We start from the raw sequence: 15807 nt of genomic DNA, 5'->3' as shown, positions 1-15807 counted from the left end.
CTCGCTACCCGCCTTGAATCCACTCCTGGTAGAACGGCGGCATCTCGGATGCTTTTCCGGAAAAGCGCGGGTCGCGCTTCTCGAGAAAGGCGCGCACGCCGTCGTCGCCGTCGCCGATGCTCGTGTAGAACATCGCCAGCGAGTCGATCCGATGAGCGTCGACGGGATGCGGTTGGGCCGAGTTGCGGTAGAGCATCTGTCGCATGAGGGCGACAGACACCGGTGAGCGGTCGCGCGTCCACGCGTCCGCGAGTGTCCGCGCCTCGGTGAGCAGCGCATCGGGTTCGTAGACGGCCTGTGCCAGCCCCAATTCACGCGCGGTGTCGGCGTCGAGAATGTCGGCGCGGTACATCAGGTCCAAAGCTGTTGGCATGCCGACGATTCGGGGCAGGAACCACGTCGAACACGCCTCTGGGACGATACCGAGTTTGCCGAAGACGAGGCCGAACCGTGCCCTGGTGGACAGCAAGCGTGCGTCCATGGCCAGCGTCATTGTTGCGCCGATGCCGACGGCGGCCCCGTTGATCGCCGCGATCACCGGCTTGCGGCAGGCGTAGATTGCGAGCGTCACCCGGCCACCCGTGTCACGGACCCGGCGTAACTCGATGTCGTCGAGGTCGGCCATGTCGGTCAGCGTCGGAGACTTCGTCCCGTCGAGTCCGAACACATTGCCCTGGCTGGAAAGATCCATGCCAGCGCAGAATGCGCGACCCTCGCCGGTGACGATCACCGCCCGCACCGCGTCGTCGTCGTTGACGGCGACGAAGGTGCGTTCCAGCTCTTCGGCCATCTCGACAGTGAAGGCGTTGAGGTTGTCTGGGCGATCGAGGACGACGGTGAGGATCCCATCGTCGACGTCGTGTCGGATCGTGGTGAACTCCATAGCTACTTCCTTCGCAGGCTCGTTTCAGGCGACGTTACTGGTTAACTTGTCGATCGCGGCCTCCGCGTCCGTAACTGGGAAATGATTCACTATCGAAACGGGCACGCTCGCTTAACCTGAACCGTCACTGTGACGTATCAAGGGTCGAAGCCCCTCTATGTCGTGGGGGATGGGGTGAGCCGCCAAACTGAACTCCGCGCAACGTAATCCGACTACCCGCGACCGTGACTATGTGGTGAACACGTCATGATTGCGAACCCCATGGCTATTACCAAAATAGTGGTAAAGTAATGGTATGCGTGTCACCATCGATAAGGTCGGACGGTTGGTGATCCCGAAGGCACTTCGCGAGCGGGCGGGGATCACCGCGGGCGAGGTGGAGATTTCCCTCGACGGCGCCGCCATCCGCATCGAAACCGTGGCCGCCGACGACCTCGTCGATGAGGACGGCCTTCTCTTGCTGCCCAGCGGCGGACCAGAACTTGACGCCGATGCGGTGAGAGAGTTGCGGCTTGCCGACCAACGCTGAGCATGTGCTGGTCGACACCAGCGCGGCGCTTGCATTAGCGCAGCGCGAGAACCCATTTCACTTGGCGGCTAAGGCCAGACTGCTCGCGCGCCGCCGCGGGATGTCGGGGCATGCCGCAGTGGAGCTGTTATCGGTGCTCACGCGACTGCCGCCGCCACATCGCCTCAGCCCAACTGCGGCGCTTCGCCTCGAGCAGACGAATTTTCCGGAGTCCCGCTTCCTGTCGGCAACGGATACCAAAGGACTGCTGCGGGAGTTTGCCGAAGCGCGCTTGGCTGGCGGCGCGCTTTACGACGGGCTCGTTGGTGCGGCTGCCCGCAAGCACAAGCTGCTGCTCGTCACTTGCGATCGGCGGGCCGAACCGACGTATCGTGCACTCGGCGTCACCTACGAGCTGTTATCGCCGGATTCGAATCACCCGTCTGCGATTAGCCGTTGATCGCAACCGCCAGCCCAACAACGTAAGGCTGCACGACCCGCAAATCGTCACAGTGACGTAATGCAGTCGTGCAGCGGGGATGGATAGGGACGAGAGTCGGCCCGCAGTTAGTGGCTCCGACTGACCGACGCGAGTACCGACGGGTGTATCCGAGCCGGCGACGGGCCGCGACCGGGTCCTTGGTCGCGCGGCCGGCGCGCCGCGGCGCTTATGGGGCTTGCACATCGCGCAACCACGCCATGAGCGCGACGGATGATGATTGGGCATTGGACGCCACTGCCAGTGCCGATCTAATTACCGATAAGCGACACTATGTCAAGTAATGTACGCCCTATTGCACTGCACCCCAATTGTTTTCATTCCACGACGCGCTATCCCGAGAGCTGGGCATCAAAGATCTACGGAGACCACCCGCAGTTGGTCGCAGCGCGCGTACGAAGTGTGGCTCAACCCGCTGCCCCATTTCGCCGAAGACGCTCGGAGTGACACCGGCACCGTCGCGGAACGAGTAGGCGAGCTCCCACCGGGGAAGCGATCGGGCACCAACTGGGACTCGGTACGCGGCCGTTTTTGTGGTGTTACCGACCGCGCGCATGGCCGGTATGGACTTATCAGCATCGCCGGGTGGTGAGGTTCTGGTCCGGTGACAGCGGCCTTGATTCGTCTGCGATTGCGGCCCTTAAGTCACGGCGGCCTTGAGGGCCTGGCTGCCATAGAACCGTCCGACGACGAGCTGATGACACAGCTGCGGACTGAGCTCATCGTCTCGCGGCAGCACCTTCGATCGGTGCTCGAGGGCTACTGGGACCGCGACTGGCGTCGGCGTCACAAAAGTTATGACAGCTCGACCGAGGATCGCCTGTGGCGCGCAGCGACCGCGGTGTCAGAGATGCTGGACGTCGTTGGCAGTATGGCGAACTAACCAGCTGCACAACCCTCGTAGCGCCGGCAGCGCTGCAACTGACAGATTTGTTGCATAGCTTGAGGGTAGTTTTGGCTGTTGGGCAAGCGCCGTTCCCCCGCCGGTGAATTGTTGAGCGCGCAGCCGTCTCTAGGTGCAACGAAATTGCCGGTTGAGCACACAATTCGAGGGTGGCGAGTAGGAGCCGGTCAACACCCCTCTTAGACCACCTGTGGCTGAACCACCGGGTGCAATGACGCGATTCCAATTCGCGGGCGTGACGACAAAGTGGGTGCCGGATTGGGTAACGGTGCTATTCCACGCGTGCGAGACGGATTGTCCCACCGGCATGTCGAATTCAAGCTTCCAATCGCTGAGCGGCACCATGCTCGTGTTGGTGATGGCGAAGCGGGCGATGAAGCCGGTCTGCCACGTATGTTCCACCGACAACTTCGCCGTGACCGCAGCCGCGTGAGCTACCGGGGCGATGGCGAGTCCGAGGATAACCACTAATACGGACGCGGTAACGTGAAGCGCTGTGCGCCAGCGCTTCACGTAGTTGTCCAGTCCCGCCATAGTAGCCAACATTAAAGCCAGACAGGCCTTATCGACCTTCGCATCGCAGGTAGGCTGCAATACCTTTGCGCAACTGAAACCATCATGAAATCTGGGTGCGATGTGCGCTGACCCATGTATCAGCCCGGCCGAACGCTAACTTGCGGACGGGAAAATCGAGAGCGCCAGCCTCATCCGCGGCGCGGAGTCGTTCAGCCGCCAGGCAACGAGCGGTCTCGCACACCACCTCTTGGGGGTCTCTTGTTCAGTCTTCAGTTACGCGGATGATCGTCTTGCCGGGCGTGCGTTTGCCGGGGGCGAATGCGGCCGGTGCTTCGACGAGCGGCCGCACCGCACCGACGACCGGCTGCAGGCGTCCGTCACGCAGCCGCGCGGCGAGGTCGACGAGTCGGGCACGGTCGGGTTCTACGACGAAGAAGACCGCCTGCCCGTCCCTCGGCTGGATTTGGGGCGGCTCGGCGATGGTGACGAGCGTTCCGCCGGCCCGCACTAAGGCCGCCGAGCGGGCGAGGATGTCTCCGCCGATCACATCGAACACCACGTCGACTTCCCCAACGTCTTCCAGCTTTTCGGCATGCAGGTCGATGAAGGCGTCGACGCCAAGTTTGAGCGCCAGATCCCGGTTGGAGGCCCGTCCGGTGCCGATGACGCGGGCGCCGACTTCGCGAGCGAGCTGCACCGCGATCGACCCGACCCCGCCGGCGGCGCCGTGGATCAGGACCGTCTGGCCGGTGGTGAGCCGTCCGTGATCGAAGAGGCCCTGCCATGCGGTCAAGCCGGAGATCGGCACCGCGGCGGCCACAGTGTGGTCGACGTCTGCTGGCAGCGGCACGAGGTTGCGGGCTTCCACAGCGGTGTACTCCGCGAGCGAGCCGTTGCGGGCCCAGTCGGTCAGGCCGAACACCCGTTGGCCGACGCTCAAGCCAGTGGTGCCGTACCCCAACTCAACCACGACGCCCGACAGCTCGTGCCCGGGCACGCTTGGCGTCCGGTCACGGCCCGCGCGATCGGTCCACGTGGCCGGCCAGTCCAGCTCTCCGGGGGTGAAACCCGCGGCGTGTACCCGCACGACGACATCGTTCTCGGCCACATGGGGGTAGGGCAGATCCGCCAGCGACAGGCCAGCAATACCGGTGTCACGGTCGCGAACAGCGATGGCGTGCATGACAGGTCCTTCCTAAGCAGTGGCAGGGGTGGCCATCTGCGCAAAGGTTAGCCGTATGCGGTGAGCTGAACGAGCACACCCTCGACCAGGCGGCCCGCAGCCGCCCTGGTCAGCGGTGAGTTGCCGAAAATCAATCGGTACCACAACAAGCCGAATACTTGGTCGACAACGAGATCGAGCATGTTGCGTTGCATGATCTCTCCTCGCTCGACTGCGGCCTCAATGATTTCGCGCAATGCAACGCGCCGCGACGCCGCGAACTCGTCGAGTTCAGCGGCGGTGCCCGGATCGCCCAGCGCTTCCCGCAAGACCCCCAGCAGTAAGCTCCGGTGCTTAGTGGCAGCTGTAAACGTCGCGCGAACAAATGACGTCAGATCAGCTCTCAGGTCACTTGTTTCGGTGCCGGCGACCTCTGATTCGGCCAGCACCACCATCGCCTCCAGCAGCAGCGCGCCCTTCGTGGGCCACCAGCGATACAGGGTTTGCTTTCCCGCTCCTGCACGCTGAGCGATGGATGCCATCGTGATTTTGGCGCTGCCCTGGCTTTCAAGCAGTTCGGCGGCTGCGGTCAAGATCGCATACCTGGCCGCGTCATTTCGGCGTCGTCCGGTGTGAGCACGCACCCGTATAGCGAAGCACGATAGCGCCACCTTGACAAGACGTAGAGTCTCGACAAATACTGAGTTCATGCGAAAGTCTTTAGACCGCAAGCGCCGTCGAGTCACGTTCTTCCACAAGTGGATCGCCAACCCGATTAATCGGTTACTGCCGACCCAGGTCGTGTTGGAAACAATTGGCCGCAAGAGTGGTAAGCCACGACGCACTCCGATCGGAGGTCGGCTGATCGGTAACCAGTTCTGGTTTGTCTCCGACCACGGCGAAACATCGAACTACGTGCGGAACATCCTCAGAGACAATAATGTCCGGCTGCGGATCCGTGGCCGGTGGCTGCCCGGTACGGCCCACCTGATGCCTTCCGATGACGCCCACGCTCGGCTGGCTGCCCTCCCCCGGTTCAATAGCGCACTCGTCCGAGCGTTGGGAACTAATCTGATGACCATCCGGATCGATCTCGCCTGAGCGGTACGAGTCTTGGAACACAAGGCATGCGCGCTATGCCCGTGCCGCCGGTCCAGCAGATTGCGGCAGTGGAAATAGATGTCGGAATCTTTCGACGAGGGCGCGGTCGCCCGCGAGGCGCAGCGATCCATCAGCAAGGATTTCGTCGAGATCACCGTCGGTGCGTAGCAACGTCAGCAGCGTGGTCTGATCGGTTTCCAATGTGGCGTCCGGCCGTTCGTGCTCGCCCCGCGTGACGGTGAGCTCACCCCCGGTGATGCGGAGCCGGAACGACTGGTCACCTAGGCGGATGGCCATAGTCGCCTCAAGACCCGCCGCGGCCTCGCGGTCGAAAAGCGCTGTCAGCGACAGCATCACGGAATCGACGCCAATTGGCGCGTCATAGGGCATTGTCGGCGAGCGGCTGGCCCAGCGGGCCAGGTCGAGAACGATCGGCGCCAATTCGGCCCCCCAAGGCGTCAATTCGTACACCCATGACGCGCTAGGCGGGCTGAGCCGACGACGACGGACCACTTCTGCGTCGGTGAGCTCGCGCAGCCGCTGGGTCAGCATGTCCGGGCCGGCGCCCGGCAGGCCGGCCAGCAGATCGGTGAAGCGTTTGGGGCCCAGCAGTAGTTCGCGAACCACCAATAACGCCCAGCGCTCCCCGATCAGATCTAGCGCGTGGGCCACGGCGCAGCCGGTGTCGTATCTGCGTTTTCCTGCCATGAACCCTATGTTACCAGCGATAATCCAATAATCAAATTAATTACTTGGTTTTTCCAACTAACGCTGCTAGCGTCGGAATCGTCCCACCCGGGACGGACCACGAAGGAGATGAAAACCATGCCTGTGTTCACCGTCGACGCGCCCAACGGGGCGACGCAGAACGCCAAGCAGACGATGTTGAAGGAGATCACCGACGCGCTCGATGAGGCCTACCACTTTCCCGACACGCGTGGCTGGCTGCGCGAGTACTCGGGTGAAAACGTATCCCAAGACGGCCGCGTGCAAGCCGAGCCAGTGCGGCCTGTGGTGTCCTTGGAAGCCCCGGAACTGGCCAGTCTGGACGCCAAACGTAAGCTGGTGCAAAAGATCGAGTCGGCGGTCGGCGCGGCGTATGACGGGATCGCCAATATCGACGAAGTCCTCGTGCTGATCAACCACTACCCATTACGGAACGTCGGCTGGAGAGGCAGCCTGCAATCCGATAAGCCAGAGATTGTTGCCGCCGTTACCGCGCTGAATCGCTGAGATTCCCGCTCCGAAGCACGCTCGCTGTCCGACTCGGACCGCGGTGCTGACACGGCATCCCGGTCCGAGGCGGTAGTAAGCAATCTTGTACCGCTTACAAGGTCAATGTCCCCCACCTCCCGCTGACAACCGCCTCGAGCACGCAGTTCAAACTTGTTGCTCATGACGATTGCGGAAGACGTCGAGGCCGAACGGGCGGCATTAACGGAGTCGTTGATCGAAGCTGGCGCGTCGGCCCGCACCGCGTGTGGTGAGTGGACTGCGCTGGATCTCGCGGCCCACCTCGCAGCGGAAGAACGCATCGGTGGTGTGCCAACCTTCGCCGCTCGATCCCTAGTGGTGCGTGGCATTTCCGTGGCGGGACCGCCGCAGCTCGTCGACAGCGCCATCCGTCTTGAGCGACGCCACGGCTTCGCGGCACTGATCGACCGGTTGCGTCGGCCCATTCCACGGCTGCTGTTGCGGCCGCGGGTGGCCCCGCTGGCCCTGTTCGAATATTGGACGCATCACGACGATCTCATCGCGCTCAACGACCTTGCCCATGCGGTGCCGGCGACACTGGCGGAGGTCATTCCGCTGCTGCTGCGCTATCAGGTCAAGAAGCTGCCCGCCGGTATCCGGTTGACAGTCGGTACCAGCGACAGCAACTGTCGGTGGTCTGTCGGCCCGGAGTCGAGTCCCGAGGTGATTCTCGACGGCACGTCCGCGGATCTAGTGCGGTGGCTTGCGGGACGTGGCGCGTTAGCCGAAATCGCCGTGGCGGGCCCCGATGTCCACGTGCAGGCCTTACGTGCGTTCGACGGTCATGTATGACGTCGGCATCATCGCAGCTTCTGCGCGAATTCGATGATGTTGCCGTCCGGGTCGGCGATGTGAAGCGTCCGTTCATGCCACGGTCGATCCACCGGTCTGCTGAGGATCTCAACGCTGAGCCCTCTCAACCGCTCCGCTTCGGCATCCGCGTCTTCGATCCGGAAGCCGATCTCGCCGCAGGGCGGGTTGCCGCCTTCGCGACCGATGAGTTCGGGTAGCTTCGACCCTTCGAAAAGCGAGAACTTAGTGTTATCCATGTCGAACTCGATGTAGCCGTCGCCCTCGGTCCGTACCTTGAGCCCGAGCACTTCCCGGTAGAACGTCACCGACCGTGTGAGCGACTCGACATATTGGATGACGTAGTCCACGCGAGGCATGAAATACACCGTATCGGCTTCCAGGCGCCTCGATCGTCTCCCGCAAAATACCTGCTGCCCGCGCTACAACCGCGTTAGGCTCTTCGATGTCCGGCCACATCGTGCATCAGGAGTCCACTATGAAGTCCGGTGCAAAGGGGCTTAGCGAAGACGCCCGTCGGCTCCGCGAGTTCGCCGCATTCGACAAGTTCTCGGATGATGAGTTGGAGCGTCTCGTGCGAGCAGCAAATCGCACATCGACGAGGGGGCCATCGCCGCTGATTCATGAGCAGACTCCGTCGGATGCCTGCTACATCCTGCTCAGCGGGGAGGCCGGGGTGTACGTCGGCCAGGACCGCATTGCCGTGGTGGGGCCCGGCGAGATGATCGGGGAATCTGTGCTGCGCCGGGGGACGCTGCGTTCTGCGACCGTAACGACGACCGGCCCGGCCGATGTTCTGCGCATCGGGCGCGATGATCTCGTCGGATTGCTCGACGACATTCCCGCGCTGCGTGAAGCCATGGACGCGACTGTCGCGCGCCACGTGCCCGTAGCTCCGCCGCCGAAGCCAAAACCGCAACGCTCCAAGGTAAACGCCTCGGTCGCGACGGACTTGATCGAGCGGTTCGAGCAGGCCGCCAACGCCGCCGGTGTGAGTCTCGCGACCGCGCTCGGGGATGCGCTCACCCAATGGATCGAACGGAGCAGCACAGCCGTTTCCCCGTAGGACTCTGGCAGGCCGCGTCCGGTACGGTGCGCTCATGTCCGATCGAAACCGCCGCTTCCTCCTCCGCGAACGTCCCACCGGACGCATTGGCCCTGACACGTTCGAACTCACCGAGGAGGCGGTCCCCGAGATCGCCGACGGTGAGGCGCTGGTCCGCGTCGACTGGATCTCGCTCGATCCGACGAACCGCGCGTGGATCAACGACATGCCGTCGTATCTGCCGCCGGTCGGCATCGGCGAGGTGATGCGCGCAGGCGGGCTGGGCGAAGTGATCGCATCGAAGAACCCGAACTATGCGGTCGGCCAGATCGTGCAGGGCCTTGTCGGCTGGCAGGAGTATGCGGTGGTCTCGGACGCGATGCCGCTGCTGCCGGTGGAGGTCGCCGAGGGCGTCTCCCCCAGCGCATATCTCGGCGCGCTCGGCATGACGGGGCTCACCGCGTGGATCGGGATCCGCGACATCGGTAAGCCTCAGCCGGGTGAGACGGTCGTCATCTCGGCCGCGGCCGGCGCGGTCGGCTCGGTTGCCGGCCAACTTGCCAAGGCCGATGGCGCGCGTGTTGTCGGAATCGCCGGCGGCCCCGAGAAGTGTGCGCTGCTGACCGAACAACTGGGGTTTGATGCGGCCGTCGACCACCGCGCAAACGACTGGGCCGCCCAGCTGGCCGCGGCGACGCCTAACGGCATCGACGTCGACTTCGAGAACGTCGGCGGTGAAATCATGGATGCGATCTTCGCGCGCCTCAACCTTCGCGCACGCGTTGCGCTATGCGGGCTGATCTCCGGCTACAACTCGGCTGACCCGCCGCCTGGACCGCGCGCGTTCGGCAACCTGCTCGTCCAGCGTGCCACGTTGCAGGGGTTCATTGTTCTCGACCACTTCGGTCAGGCGTCAGAAGCAACCGCCGAGATCGCCGGCCTGATCGGCGAGGGCAGGCTCACGCCGCTCGAGACGGTCGTCGAGGGCTTTGAGCAGCTGCCGACGGCCATCAATATGCTGTTCGACGGCAAGAATGTCGGCAAGCTCGTCGTCAAAACAACCGGCTAGTAAAGGCGCCGTTGTCATCTGACGCACGCACGCCGCGCCACGAGAAGTTACTGCGGGTGGGTGGCCAGATAGGCGTCGACCGGAATCCGTGACGGCGCAGCGTAACCGACGGGTAGCAACACGTCTCCCGCCGTCGTGTAGTAATAGATGTCCCAACGGTAAAAGCCGGTAAATGCGATGGGATCGGCTGCGAGCACCGCAGCGTATTGGTTGACCGCCTGCACGTATTCGTTCGCGTGGTTGTACCGGTAGAGGGCGTGATCACGGTCGGTGGCAAAGCCATTGCCCGCGAGGTAGCGGCCCGCTGCCAAGATGCTGTCGCGCGGTGACTGGATATCGCCGCCCTCGCCGTAGGCGCCGAACGTCGAGGGCAAGAACTGCATGGGGCCCTGCGCGCCGGCGCTGCTCGGCCCGACGATGCGCCCAAAGCCGGTTTCGATGAGGTTGATCGCGGCAAGGCAGGTCCAGTCGACGCCGGACTCCGACTCCGCCTGGTGGTAGTAGCTCAGCAGCTCGTCGGCTGGGGCGGGCGGCTCGATGCGCCACGCGGGCAGCGTGTCCTTCACCTCTGCCATCGCCCTGAGCTGACGGCGGGCGTCGATATTGCGGTCGTAGACCTCGAGTAGCGACGGCGGGATGCGCGGTCGCGTGATCGCATCCCATTCGGGGTGCCGCCCGATCGCCCGATAGGCCGCCTGCTGGCGGCGCGCCGCCGTCACCAGGGTTGCCTCCGCCGTCGACACATCACGCAGCGCGAGCTCGTCGGCGACGAGGTCGTCCGCCAGTTGCGCGGGGTCTGACGCCAGCAGGGGCTGCGCTCCCTCGGGCCTGCTCGGCGCCGCCGCCACCGTTGTGGTTGACACGAACGTTGCGGCGGTTACTTCTGTTGGCGGCGCAGTTGGCTTTGTACACCCGACGAGTGCGAACATGATCGTGCCGAGGACAAGCGGAGCAACGGCTACACGGATACGGCTCACTGTGTTCGCTTCCATCGAATCCACGCTGCGACAATAGGTCTCGGGTCAGTCGGCCAAGGCGCGTCCCACTATCAGCGGATCGGCCTGACCCACTGCGCCGCGATCTTTGTCATCGTAGTCAAACTTGTCGAGGAAGTGCCTCATCGCGTTGATCCGGGCACGCTTCTTATCGTTGCTTTTGACCACAATCCACGGCGCGAAATCGGTGTCGGTCGCCTCGAACATCTCCTCCTTAGCCGCGGTGTACGTGTCCCATCTGTTGATTGACTCGATGTCCATCGGCGAAAACTTCCACTGCCGGACCGGGTCAACCATGCGGATGGCGAACCGCGTGCGCTGCTCGGCTCGTGATACCGAGCACCAGAACTTGGTCAGGCTGATCCCGTCGTCGACAAGCAACTGCTCGAAAATGGGTGCCTGCCGGATGAATTCGGCATGTTGTTCGGGGGTGCAGAACCCCATCACCTTTTCCACGCCGGCGCGGTTGTACCACGACCGGTCGAACAGCACTATCTCACCGCCTGCAGGCAGGTGGGCAATGTAGCGCTGAAAGTACCACTGGGTGCTTTCGCGTTCGCTGGGCTTATCCAGCGCCACTACCTTCGCACCCCGCGGGTTCAGATGCTCCATGAATCGCTGGATCGTTCCACCCTTACCAGCGGCATCGCGGCCCTCGAACAAGATCACATGGCGAGCGCCAGTGCGTTTGGACCATTTCTGCAGCTTCAGCAGCTCGATCTGCAGCCGTCGCTTCAGCGGCTCATACTCGTCGCGCGGCATCCGCTCGTCATAGGGGTAATTTTCGCGCCAGGTGTCGACCGGATTGCCGTCCCGGTCGAGCAGGACGGGAGCGTCGTCGTCCGCGTCGTCCACGGTGTACCCGTGTTCGCTGGTCGAAAGGTCATCCAGGTCAATGTCAGTCATCGGCAGACGCTGTCCACAAAAATTATGGTGTCACTCCCGACGCTGAAACGCCCGGGTAATTGGTTGAGGCGCTCAGGCGGTGAGCAGTCCTATGCCGAGTGAAGCCAGGCCTACCGCGAGCGTCAACCCCCCGGCATAAACAAGAGCGATCAGCGCATTGGGGCGCTCGCGACCCGCGCCCATCGATGAGAAGAAGAAGCCGCCGGGCATCAGCAACGCCGCGATCGGCACCCCGATGCGCGATACCCAACCCCAGAAGCCGGCCATGTCCACGACCTCGGCGTAGAGCAACGCCGTTAACGACAGAATCAGCAACACCCCCGCGTGGGCATGCCCGGCACGCGCGAACGACATCTGAAACGGTGTGGCCGGGGCAGATCCACGCACCAACTTCACCAAGTAGAGGCCGCCAGTCTCCACGGTGACCAGGGACAGTAGCAAGATCCCGGCAAGGATCCGGGTGACGTCAGACATCGAGTCGCCTCTCAATCGGATACTGTTGGTATCCAATTATTGGATACCTTCGCTACCTGATATGTCAAGATGGACTCATGCGACTGGCTGAGCTGTCCTCACGGAGCGGGGTCGCCGCTTCGACCATCAAGTACTACCTGCGGCTCGGGCTGCTTCAACGCGGTGAGCATCAGAGCAGCACCTGGGCGACGTACAACGATTCGCACCTGCGTCGGCTCGCTCTCATCCGCGCTTTGGTTGAGGTGGCCGGGCTGCCGCTCGAGGCGGTGCAGCGGGTCGTCGAGGTGGTCGACGACGAGTCGGTGCCGTTACACCGCGCGCTCGGAACCGCGCAGTGGCTGCTGTCTCCCATTCCCGCCGAGGCGCCAAGCGCCGGGTCGACGGAGCGTGTTGATGCCCTGCTTGCCCGGCACGGCTGGGACTTGGCGGTCGACAGCCCGCACCGCACCGTGCTCGCCGGCGCGCTCGACCGGCTCGACAACCTTGCCTTCCCGGCCAGCGATGCGCGGCTCGACCGGTACGCAGAGGCACTCGGCGCACTCGCGCCGAGCGAGGTGGAAGCGGTCACCGCCGAGGCCGAGCGCGCAACCGCGATCGAGCACCTGGTGATCGGAACCTTGCTCTACGAGCCGCTATTGGCCACGATGCGCCGGATGGCTCAGGAGGCCGAGTCGGCCCGCCGCGCCGGCCGCCAGTGACGTGATCAGTGGCTAGAGATCGCCGGTGAAATCAGCGCTGAGCCACCGGTCCGGTCGGATGGTGAATAACACATTGTCCGCCGACTCGATGCTACGAACGAATGCGCGCCCACCCTCCTCGCCGAGGTAACGGATGGCGATGGTTTCCCGCGCCTCGATTGGGCTAGGCGTGGCGCTGTCGACGACGGTGCCCTCGACGACCACGTACTGATAGGGCGGCTCTTCGCGTTGGACGACCAGAGTTACCGTGCCCGCGCGCTCGATGAGCCGAGCCTTGCGAGTAGCTGGCGAGGTGCTTATCCGGATGTCTCCTCCGGGCGTGTAGTCATACCAGATCGGGACACTGGCCGGCGGCCGGCCGTCGGCGGCTGCGACCGACAGCACGGCGACGTGCTTGGCTGCGAGGAACTCCTGGCGTTCGGTTTCGCTGAAGCGTTTCACGCCGACTGAGAACGCACAGCCCGACGTTCTATTCCCCGCCGTTGACCTGGCGTTGGCAGTATCTGGCAGCTCGCCACATGGATCTGGCAGCACCATTGAACTTCGATTTCGGCTAGAGCCTGATACCGACTATTCGAGGAGGAACGACCGACATGGCAAAGCTCGCACTCAAGCAGGCCACGATCGAATATCAGGAATTCGGGCCGCGGGATTCGGCGCACACCGTGCTGTTCGTTCACGGCATCTTGGTCGACGGGCGACTATGGCGCGACGTCGTCGACGGATTGGCGCTGCGCGGTTTTCGCTGCATTGTGCCCACGTGGCCGCTGGGCTCACACACCATCCCGGTTAACGATGCCGCCGCACTCTCGCTATCCGGCGTCGCGGAGATGATCAACGACGTGATCGTCGCGCTTGACTTGTCCGATGTGACGCTGGTCGGCAGCGACACCGGAGGAGGGTTGTGTCAGCTGGTGGTCGACGACTATCCGGACCGAATCGGCCGCCTAGTGCTCACCAACTGCGACGCCTTCGACAAGTGCCCGCCCTACCCCTTCGATATCGCATTCGGCTTACTTCGCGGACCGATGTCGATCAAGTCGCTCTTCGGACTGATGCGGTTGCAGGCGCTGCGCCAATCGCCACTCGGCTTCGGCCTGCTGGCCAACCGGCCCGATCCACACCTCACCTCCGCATGGCTGCAACCCTGCCTGCGGGACTCACGCATCTGCCACGACCTTGCGGCGCTGCTGCGTCAGGTGGCCACCGCCGATCTCACCGACGTGGCGACCCGCCTCCCCCGGTTTACCGAGCCGGTGACGCTGGTGTGGGGCCAGCGGGACCGCTGCTTCACCCCGGACCTGGGTCGACGCCTGGCCGGGCTATTCAGCAATGGCAAGCTGATCGAGGTTTCCGATGCGAAAACCTTTGTTGCCCTCGATGATCCGTCCGCAGTCATCGAGGCGATTGCCGCGAGCGCTGCCTAGAAATCCGACTGCTCAACAAAACGCCACAGCAGACCCGGCAAAGAGTCGGCCCCATTCATCACGAGCCGCTGACTGGGCATCGATGAAGCTGTGAGACGATTTTCCGCCGCCGCCCGCGAGATGGACGAGCGCCCATGCCATCGCGAACACCGGCATCTGGTGACGTTGTGCCGCGCCGAGCAGTTCGTGCAGTGCCGTCTCCGAAGTGCACCGGCGAAGGCCGATCAGAATCCCCTGCGCCGTGTCGAGGATACGACCGCTCTGCAGATCAGAAGACATTTGGGGGTGAGCCCAGTTCGTCATCATGCCGTGCTTACCTCCTGTTGATCCGTTCTGATGTCTGCCACCCGCATTGCGGAAGAAGAATCCCCGTGCACGCGTATACCTCGCGCGCATGCCGCTATTGCACCCTGTGCCATGATTTGGGCATCGATGCCGTTGCGCCAGATCGCCGTACGCATCGGTATGGACCTGTGATCCTCTTGAGACGTACCGGCAGCATCAGATAGGCCACACCTCGCGCCGCCAGGCGGCGTCCCAGAACATCCACTCATAGCGGGCGGTGGTGGCGAAATGTGCTCGGGCGCGGGCTTCTTCGGTAGCGCACAGGGTCTGACCGACGTCGTCGGCCAGCGCCAGCACCTCGGCGACGGTGGTCCGATACTCGTCGTCGGCATAGGTGTCGATCCAGCGCTGGTAGCGCGGATCGGGCGAGCCGCGCTTGACCAACTCGGCCCCCACCTCGGCATAGATCCAGTAACACGGCAGCACTGCGGCGAACCCATCGGCGAAGGTGCCGCCGTACGCGGTGGCCAGTAAATAGCTGGTGTAGGCGCGCGTCGTCGGTGCGACCGGCATGGCGTCGAGGCTTTGGAGGCCCAGCTCGGGCAACAGCGATTCGTGCAGGGCGAGCTCGACGTCGACGATGCCTGCGGCGTGTCGCGCAAACATGCCGACACGATCGTGGGTGGGCGCCTTGCTGCCCACGATGGTCAGCGCGCGGGCGAAGTCGTGCAGGTAGTACGCATCCTGGGCGACGTAGTGGGCGAAGATGTCCGGGTGCAGGCGGCCGTCGGTAAGCCCCGTTAGGAACGGGTGCTCCAGGATCGCCGCATAGGTACCGGCCGCCTCGGCCCACAACCTTTCCGTCCAACCATTCCGCATCACGGCCCCGCTTCGGGCGGGTCAATGAGTCTCCGGAAATTCGCCGCCGGGTAGACGGATGCGCCTGAGTTTCGGACTCGATCGGCCAACGCGATGTCCGATGTCACGACGGTGATTTCCTGGGGTTGACCGTCGGCTCGGACCAGCCGGACGATCTCGTCGTCACCGGAGTTCGCGGCCGCTTTGGGTGCGTGGGCTACCTCGATCACCGATGAGCGAATCGGCGGTGTGGTCGGGCGCTCGAAGACCACCGTCACCTGGTGGTCTTCCGCCGAGGCCCATCGCTCGACCTGCTCGACGAGCCGGGCCATCGCTCGACGGCGGTCCTTCCACCACCCGTCCGGGCGACTCCCGATCACGTTCATGGCGTCGACGATCCACCGCACCTGTCC

At 63.7% G+C, this 15807-nt stretch carries 23 protein-coding genes and 1 pseudogene; 11 read left to right on the top strand and 13 right to left on the bottom strand.

Going from position 1 to position 15807, the window contains the following annotated elements; all coding sequences use genetic code 11:
• Nucleotides 1–4: 4 nt before the first annotated feature.
• Nucleotides 5–883 carry a crotonase/enoyl-CoA hydratase family protein gene (locus AC5Y49_RS01295; RefSeq protein ID WP_499884033.1) on the bottom strand — a complete coding sequence of 293 codons (879 nt, stop codon included), beginning with the start codon at nucleotides 881–883 and terminating at the stop codon, nucleotides 5–7.
• 295 nt (nucleotides 884–1178) lie between these two features.
• On the opposite strand from AC5Y49_RS01295, the gene AC5Y49_RS01290 reads away from it, so the two are divergent.
• The 4 genes and pseudogenes from AC5Y49_RS01290 to AC5Y49_RS01275 all read left to right on the top strand — a co-directional run bounded on the left by AC5Y49_RS01290 (nucleotide 1179) and on the right by AC5Y49_RS01275 (nucleotide 2773).
• The gene (locus tag AC5Y49_RS01290) at nucleotides 1179–1412 is read left to right on the top strand and encodes an AbrB/MazE/SpoVT family DNA-binding domain-containing protein (RefSeq protein WP_499884032.1); all 234 of its coding nucleotides are present in this window, start codon (nucleotides 1179–1181) and stop codon (nucleotides 1410–1412) included.
• Nucleotides 1396–1851 (top strand): type II toxin-antitoxin system VapC family toxin, encoded by a 456-nt coding sequence (locus tag AC5Y49_RS01285; RefSeq protein WP_499884031.1) that lies wholly within the window; start codon nucleotides 1396–1398, stop codon nucleotides 1849–1851. Before AC5Y49_RS01290 ends, AC5Y49_RS01285 begins: the two co-directional genes overlap by 17 nt.
• 531 nt (nucleotides 1852–2382) lie before the next feature.
• Nucleotides 2383–2550, top strand: a pseudogene (locus AC5Y49_RS01280) (DUF7711 family protein); the annotation flags it as partial.
• A complete protein-coding gene (locus AC5Y49_RS01275; protein WP_499884030.1) occupies nucleotides 2495–2773 on the top strand; it encodes a DUF7711 family protein in 279 nt (92 codons plus the stop codon). The pseudogene AC5Y49_RS01280 and the gene AC5Y49_RS01275, both read left to right, overlap by 56 nt.
• 129 nt (nucleotides 2774–2902) lie before the next feature.
• On the opposite strand, the gene AC5Y49_RS01270 is transcribed toward AC5Y49_RS01275, so the two are convergent.
• The 3 genes from AC5Y49_RS01270 to AC5Y49_RS01260 form a co-directional block, all read right to left on the bottom strand.
• Nucleotides 2903–3328 (bottom strand): cellulose-binding domain-containing protein, encoded by a 426-nt coding sequence (locus AC5Y49_RS01270; protein WP_499884029.1) that lies wholly within the window; start codon nucleotides 3326–3328, stop codon nucleotides 2903–2905.
• 244 nt (nucleotides 3329–3572) lie between these two features.
• Nucleotides 3573–4493 carry an NADP-dependent oxidoreductase gene (locus tag AC5Y49_RS01265; protein ID WP_499884028.1) on the bottom strand — a complete coding sequence of 307 codons (921 nt, stop codon included), beginning with the start codon at nucleotides 4491–4493 and terminating at the stop codon, nucleotides 3573–3575.
• Nucleotides 4494–4540: 47 nt separating this feature from the next.
• Nucleotides 4541–5065, bottom strand: coding sequence for a TetR/AcrR family transcriptional regulator (locus AC5Y49_RS01260; RefSeq protein WP_499884027.1), 525 nt, complete (start codon nucleotides 5063–5065; stop codon nucleotides 4541–4543).
• Between the two features lie 115 nt (nucleotides 5066–5180).
• Here AC5Y49_RS01260 and AC5Y49_RS01255 point away from each other — a divergent pair, with 115 nt between their 5' ends.
• Nucleotides 5181–5573, top strand: coding sequence for a nitroreductase/quinone reductase family protein (locus tag AC5Y49_RS01255; protein WP_499884026.1), 393 nt, complete (start codon nucleotides 5181–5183; stop codon nucleotides 5571–5573).
• A gap of 33 nt (nucleotides 5574–5606) precedes the next feature.
• Here AC5Y49_RS01255 and AC5Y49_RS01250 read toward each other — a convergent pair whose 3' ends face one another.
• Nucleotides 5607–6281, bottom strand: a complete 675-nt coding sequence (locus AC5Y49_RS01250; RefSeq protein WP_499884025.1) for a winged helix-turn-helix transcriptional regulator — start codon at nucleotides 6279–6281, stop codon at nucleotides 5607–5609.
• Between the two features lie 117 nt (nucleotides 6282–6398).
• Between AC5Y49_RS01250 and AC5Y49_RS01245 the strand changes: the two genes are divergently transcribed.
• Nucleotides 6399–6806, top strand: coding sequence for a tautomerase family protein (locus AC5Y49_RS01245; RefSeq protein ID WP_499884024.1), 408 nt, complete (start codon nucleotides 6399–6401; stop codon nucleotides 6804–6806).
• A gap of 162 nt (nucleotides 6807–6968) precedes the next feature.
• Nucleotides 6969–7619 carry a maleylpyruvate isomerase family mycothiol-dependent enzyme gene (locus AC5Y49_RS01240; protein WP_499884023.1) on the top strand — a complete coding sequence of 217 codons (651 nt, stop codon included), beginning with the start codon at nucleotides 6969–6971 and terminating at the stop codon, nucleotides 7617–7619.
• Nucleotides 7620–7627: 8 nt separating this feature from the next.
• Here AC5Y49_RS01240 and AC5Y49_RS01235 read toward each other — a convergent pair whose 3' ends face one another.
• Nucleotides 7628–7996 carry a VOC family protein gene (locus tag AC5Y49_RS01235; protein WP_499884022.1) on the bottom strand — a complete coding sequence of 123 codons (369 nt, stop codon included), beginning with the start codon at nucleotides 7994–7996 and terminating at the stop codon, nucleotides 7628–7630.
• 86 nt (nucleotides 7997–8082) lie between these two features.
• On the opposite strand from AC5Y49_RS01235, the gene AC5Y49_RS01230 reads away from it, so the two are divergent.
• A complete protein-coding gene (locus AC5Y49_RS01230) occupies nucleotides 8083–8703 on the top strand; it encodes a Crp/Fnr family transcriptional regulator (RefSeq protein ID WP_499884021.1) in 621 nt (206 codons plus the stop codon).
• A 34-nt stretch (nucleotides 8704–8737) separates the two neighbouring features.
• The gene (locus tag AC5Y49_RS01225) at nucleotides 8738–9751 is read left to right on the top strand and encodes an NADP-dependent oxidoreductase (RefSeq protein WP_499884020.1); all 1014 of its coding nucleotides are present in this window, start codon (nucleotides 8738–8740) and stop codon (nucleotides 9749–9751) included.
• A gap of 47 nt (nucleotides 9752–9798) precedes the next feature.
• Here the strand turns inward: AC5Y49_RS01225 and AC5Y49_RS01220 are convergent, their stop codons facing one another.
• From AC5Y49_RS01220 to AC5Y49_RS01210, 3 genes are all read right to left on the bottom strand, one after another.
• A complete protein-coding gene (locus AC5Y49_RS01220; RefSeq protein ID WP_499884019.1) occupies nucleotides 9799–10743 on the bottom strand; it encodes a lytic transglycosylase domain-containing protein in 945 nt (314 codons plus the stop codon).
• Between the two features lie 30 nt (nucleotides 10744–10773).
• Nucleotides 10774–11652, bottom strand: a complete 879-nt coding sequence (gene ppk2, locus AC5Y49_RS01215) for a polyphosphate kinase 2 (protein WP_499884018.1) — start codon at nucleotides 11650–11652, stop codon at nucleotides 10774–10776.
• A 72-nt stretch (nucleotides 11653–11724) separates the two neighbouring features.
• Nucleotides 11725–12126, bottom strand: a complete 402-nt coding sequence (locus AC5Y49_RS01210; protein WP_499884017.1) for a hypothetical protein — start codon at nucleotides 12124–12126, stop codon at nucleotides 11725–11727.
• 77 nt (nucleotides 12127–12203) lie between these two features.
• Here AC5Y49_RS01210 and AC5Y49_RS01205 point away from each other — a divergent pair, with 77 nt between their 5' ends.
• Nucleotides 12204–12824: a MerR family transcriptional regulator gene (locus tag AC5Y49_RS01205; RefSeq protein ID WP_499884016.1), complete on the top strand. Its 621-nt coding sequence runs from the start codon at nucleotides 12204–12206 to the stop codon at nucleotides 12822–12824.
• A gap of 12 nt (nucleotides 12825–12836) precedes the next feature.
• On the opposite strand, the gene AC5Y49_RS01200 is transcribed toward AC5Y49_RS01205, so the two are convergent.
• Complete coding sequence (locus AC5Y49_RS01200) at nucleotides 12837–13265, bottom strand: pyridoxamine 5'-phosphate oxidase family protein (protein WP_499884015.1); 429 nt, start codon at nucleotides 13263–13265, stop codon at nucleotides 12837–12839.
• Nucleotides 13266–13417: 152 nt separating this feature from the next.
• Here AC5Y49_RS01200 and AC5Y49_RS01195 point away from each other — a divergent pair, with 152 nt between their 5' ends.
• Entirely contained in the window at nucleotides 13418–14251 is an 834-nt protein-coding gene (locus AC5Y49_RS01195) for an alpha/beta fold hydrolase (RefSeq protein ID WP_499884014.1), read from the top strand.
• Between the two features lie 12 nt (nucleotides 14252–14263).
• Here AC5Y49_RS01195 and AC5Y49_RS01190 read toward each other — a convergent pair whose 3' ends face one another.
• The 3 genes from AC5Y49_RS01190 to AC5Y49_RS01180 all read right to left on the bottom strand — a co-directional run bounded on the left by AC5Y49_RS01190 (nucleotide 14264) and on the right by AC5Y49_RS01180 (nucleotide 15801).
• Entirely contained in the window at nucleotides 14264–14557 is a 294-nt protein-coding gene (locus AC5Y49_RS01190) for an ANTAR domain-containing protein (protein WP_499884013.1), read from the bottom strand.
• Between the two features lie 195 nt (nucleotides 14558–14752).
• Nucleotides 14753–15415: a thiaminase II gene (tenA, locus tag AC5Y49_RS01185; protein ID WP_499884608.1), complete on the bottom strand. Its 663-nt coding sequence runs from the start codon at nucleotides 15413–15415 to the stop codon at nucleotides 14753–14755.
• A complete protein-coding gene (locus AC5Y49_RS01180; RefSeq protein WP_499884012.1) occupies nucleotides 15415–15801 on the bottom strand; it encodes an NYN domain-containing protein in 387 nt (128 codons plus the stop codon). The genes tenA and AC5Y49_RS01180 overlap by 1 nt, the downstream gene beginning before the upstream one ends.
• Nucleotides 15802–15807 lie beyond the last annotated feature (6 nt).

The sequence above is a fragment of the Mycobacterium sp. NGS62 genome, from assembly GCF_059812285.1.
The sequence above is the reverse complement of the archived record's forward strand: the minus strand, read 5'-3'. Positions and strand labels throughout refer to the sequence as shown.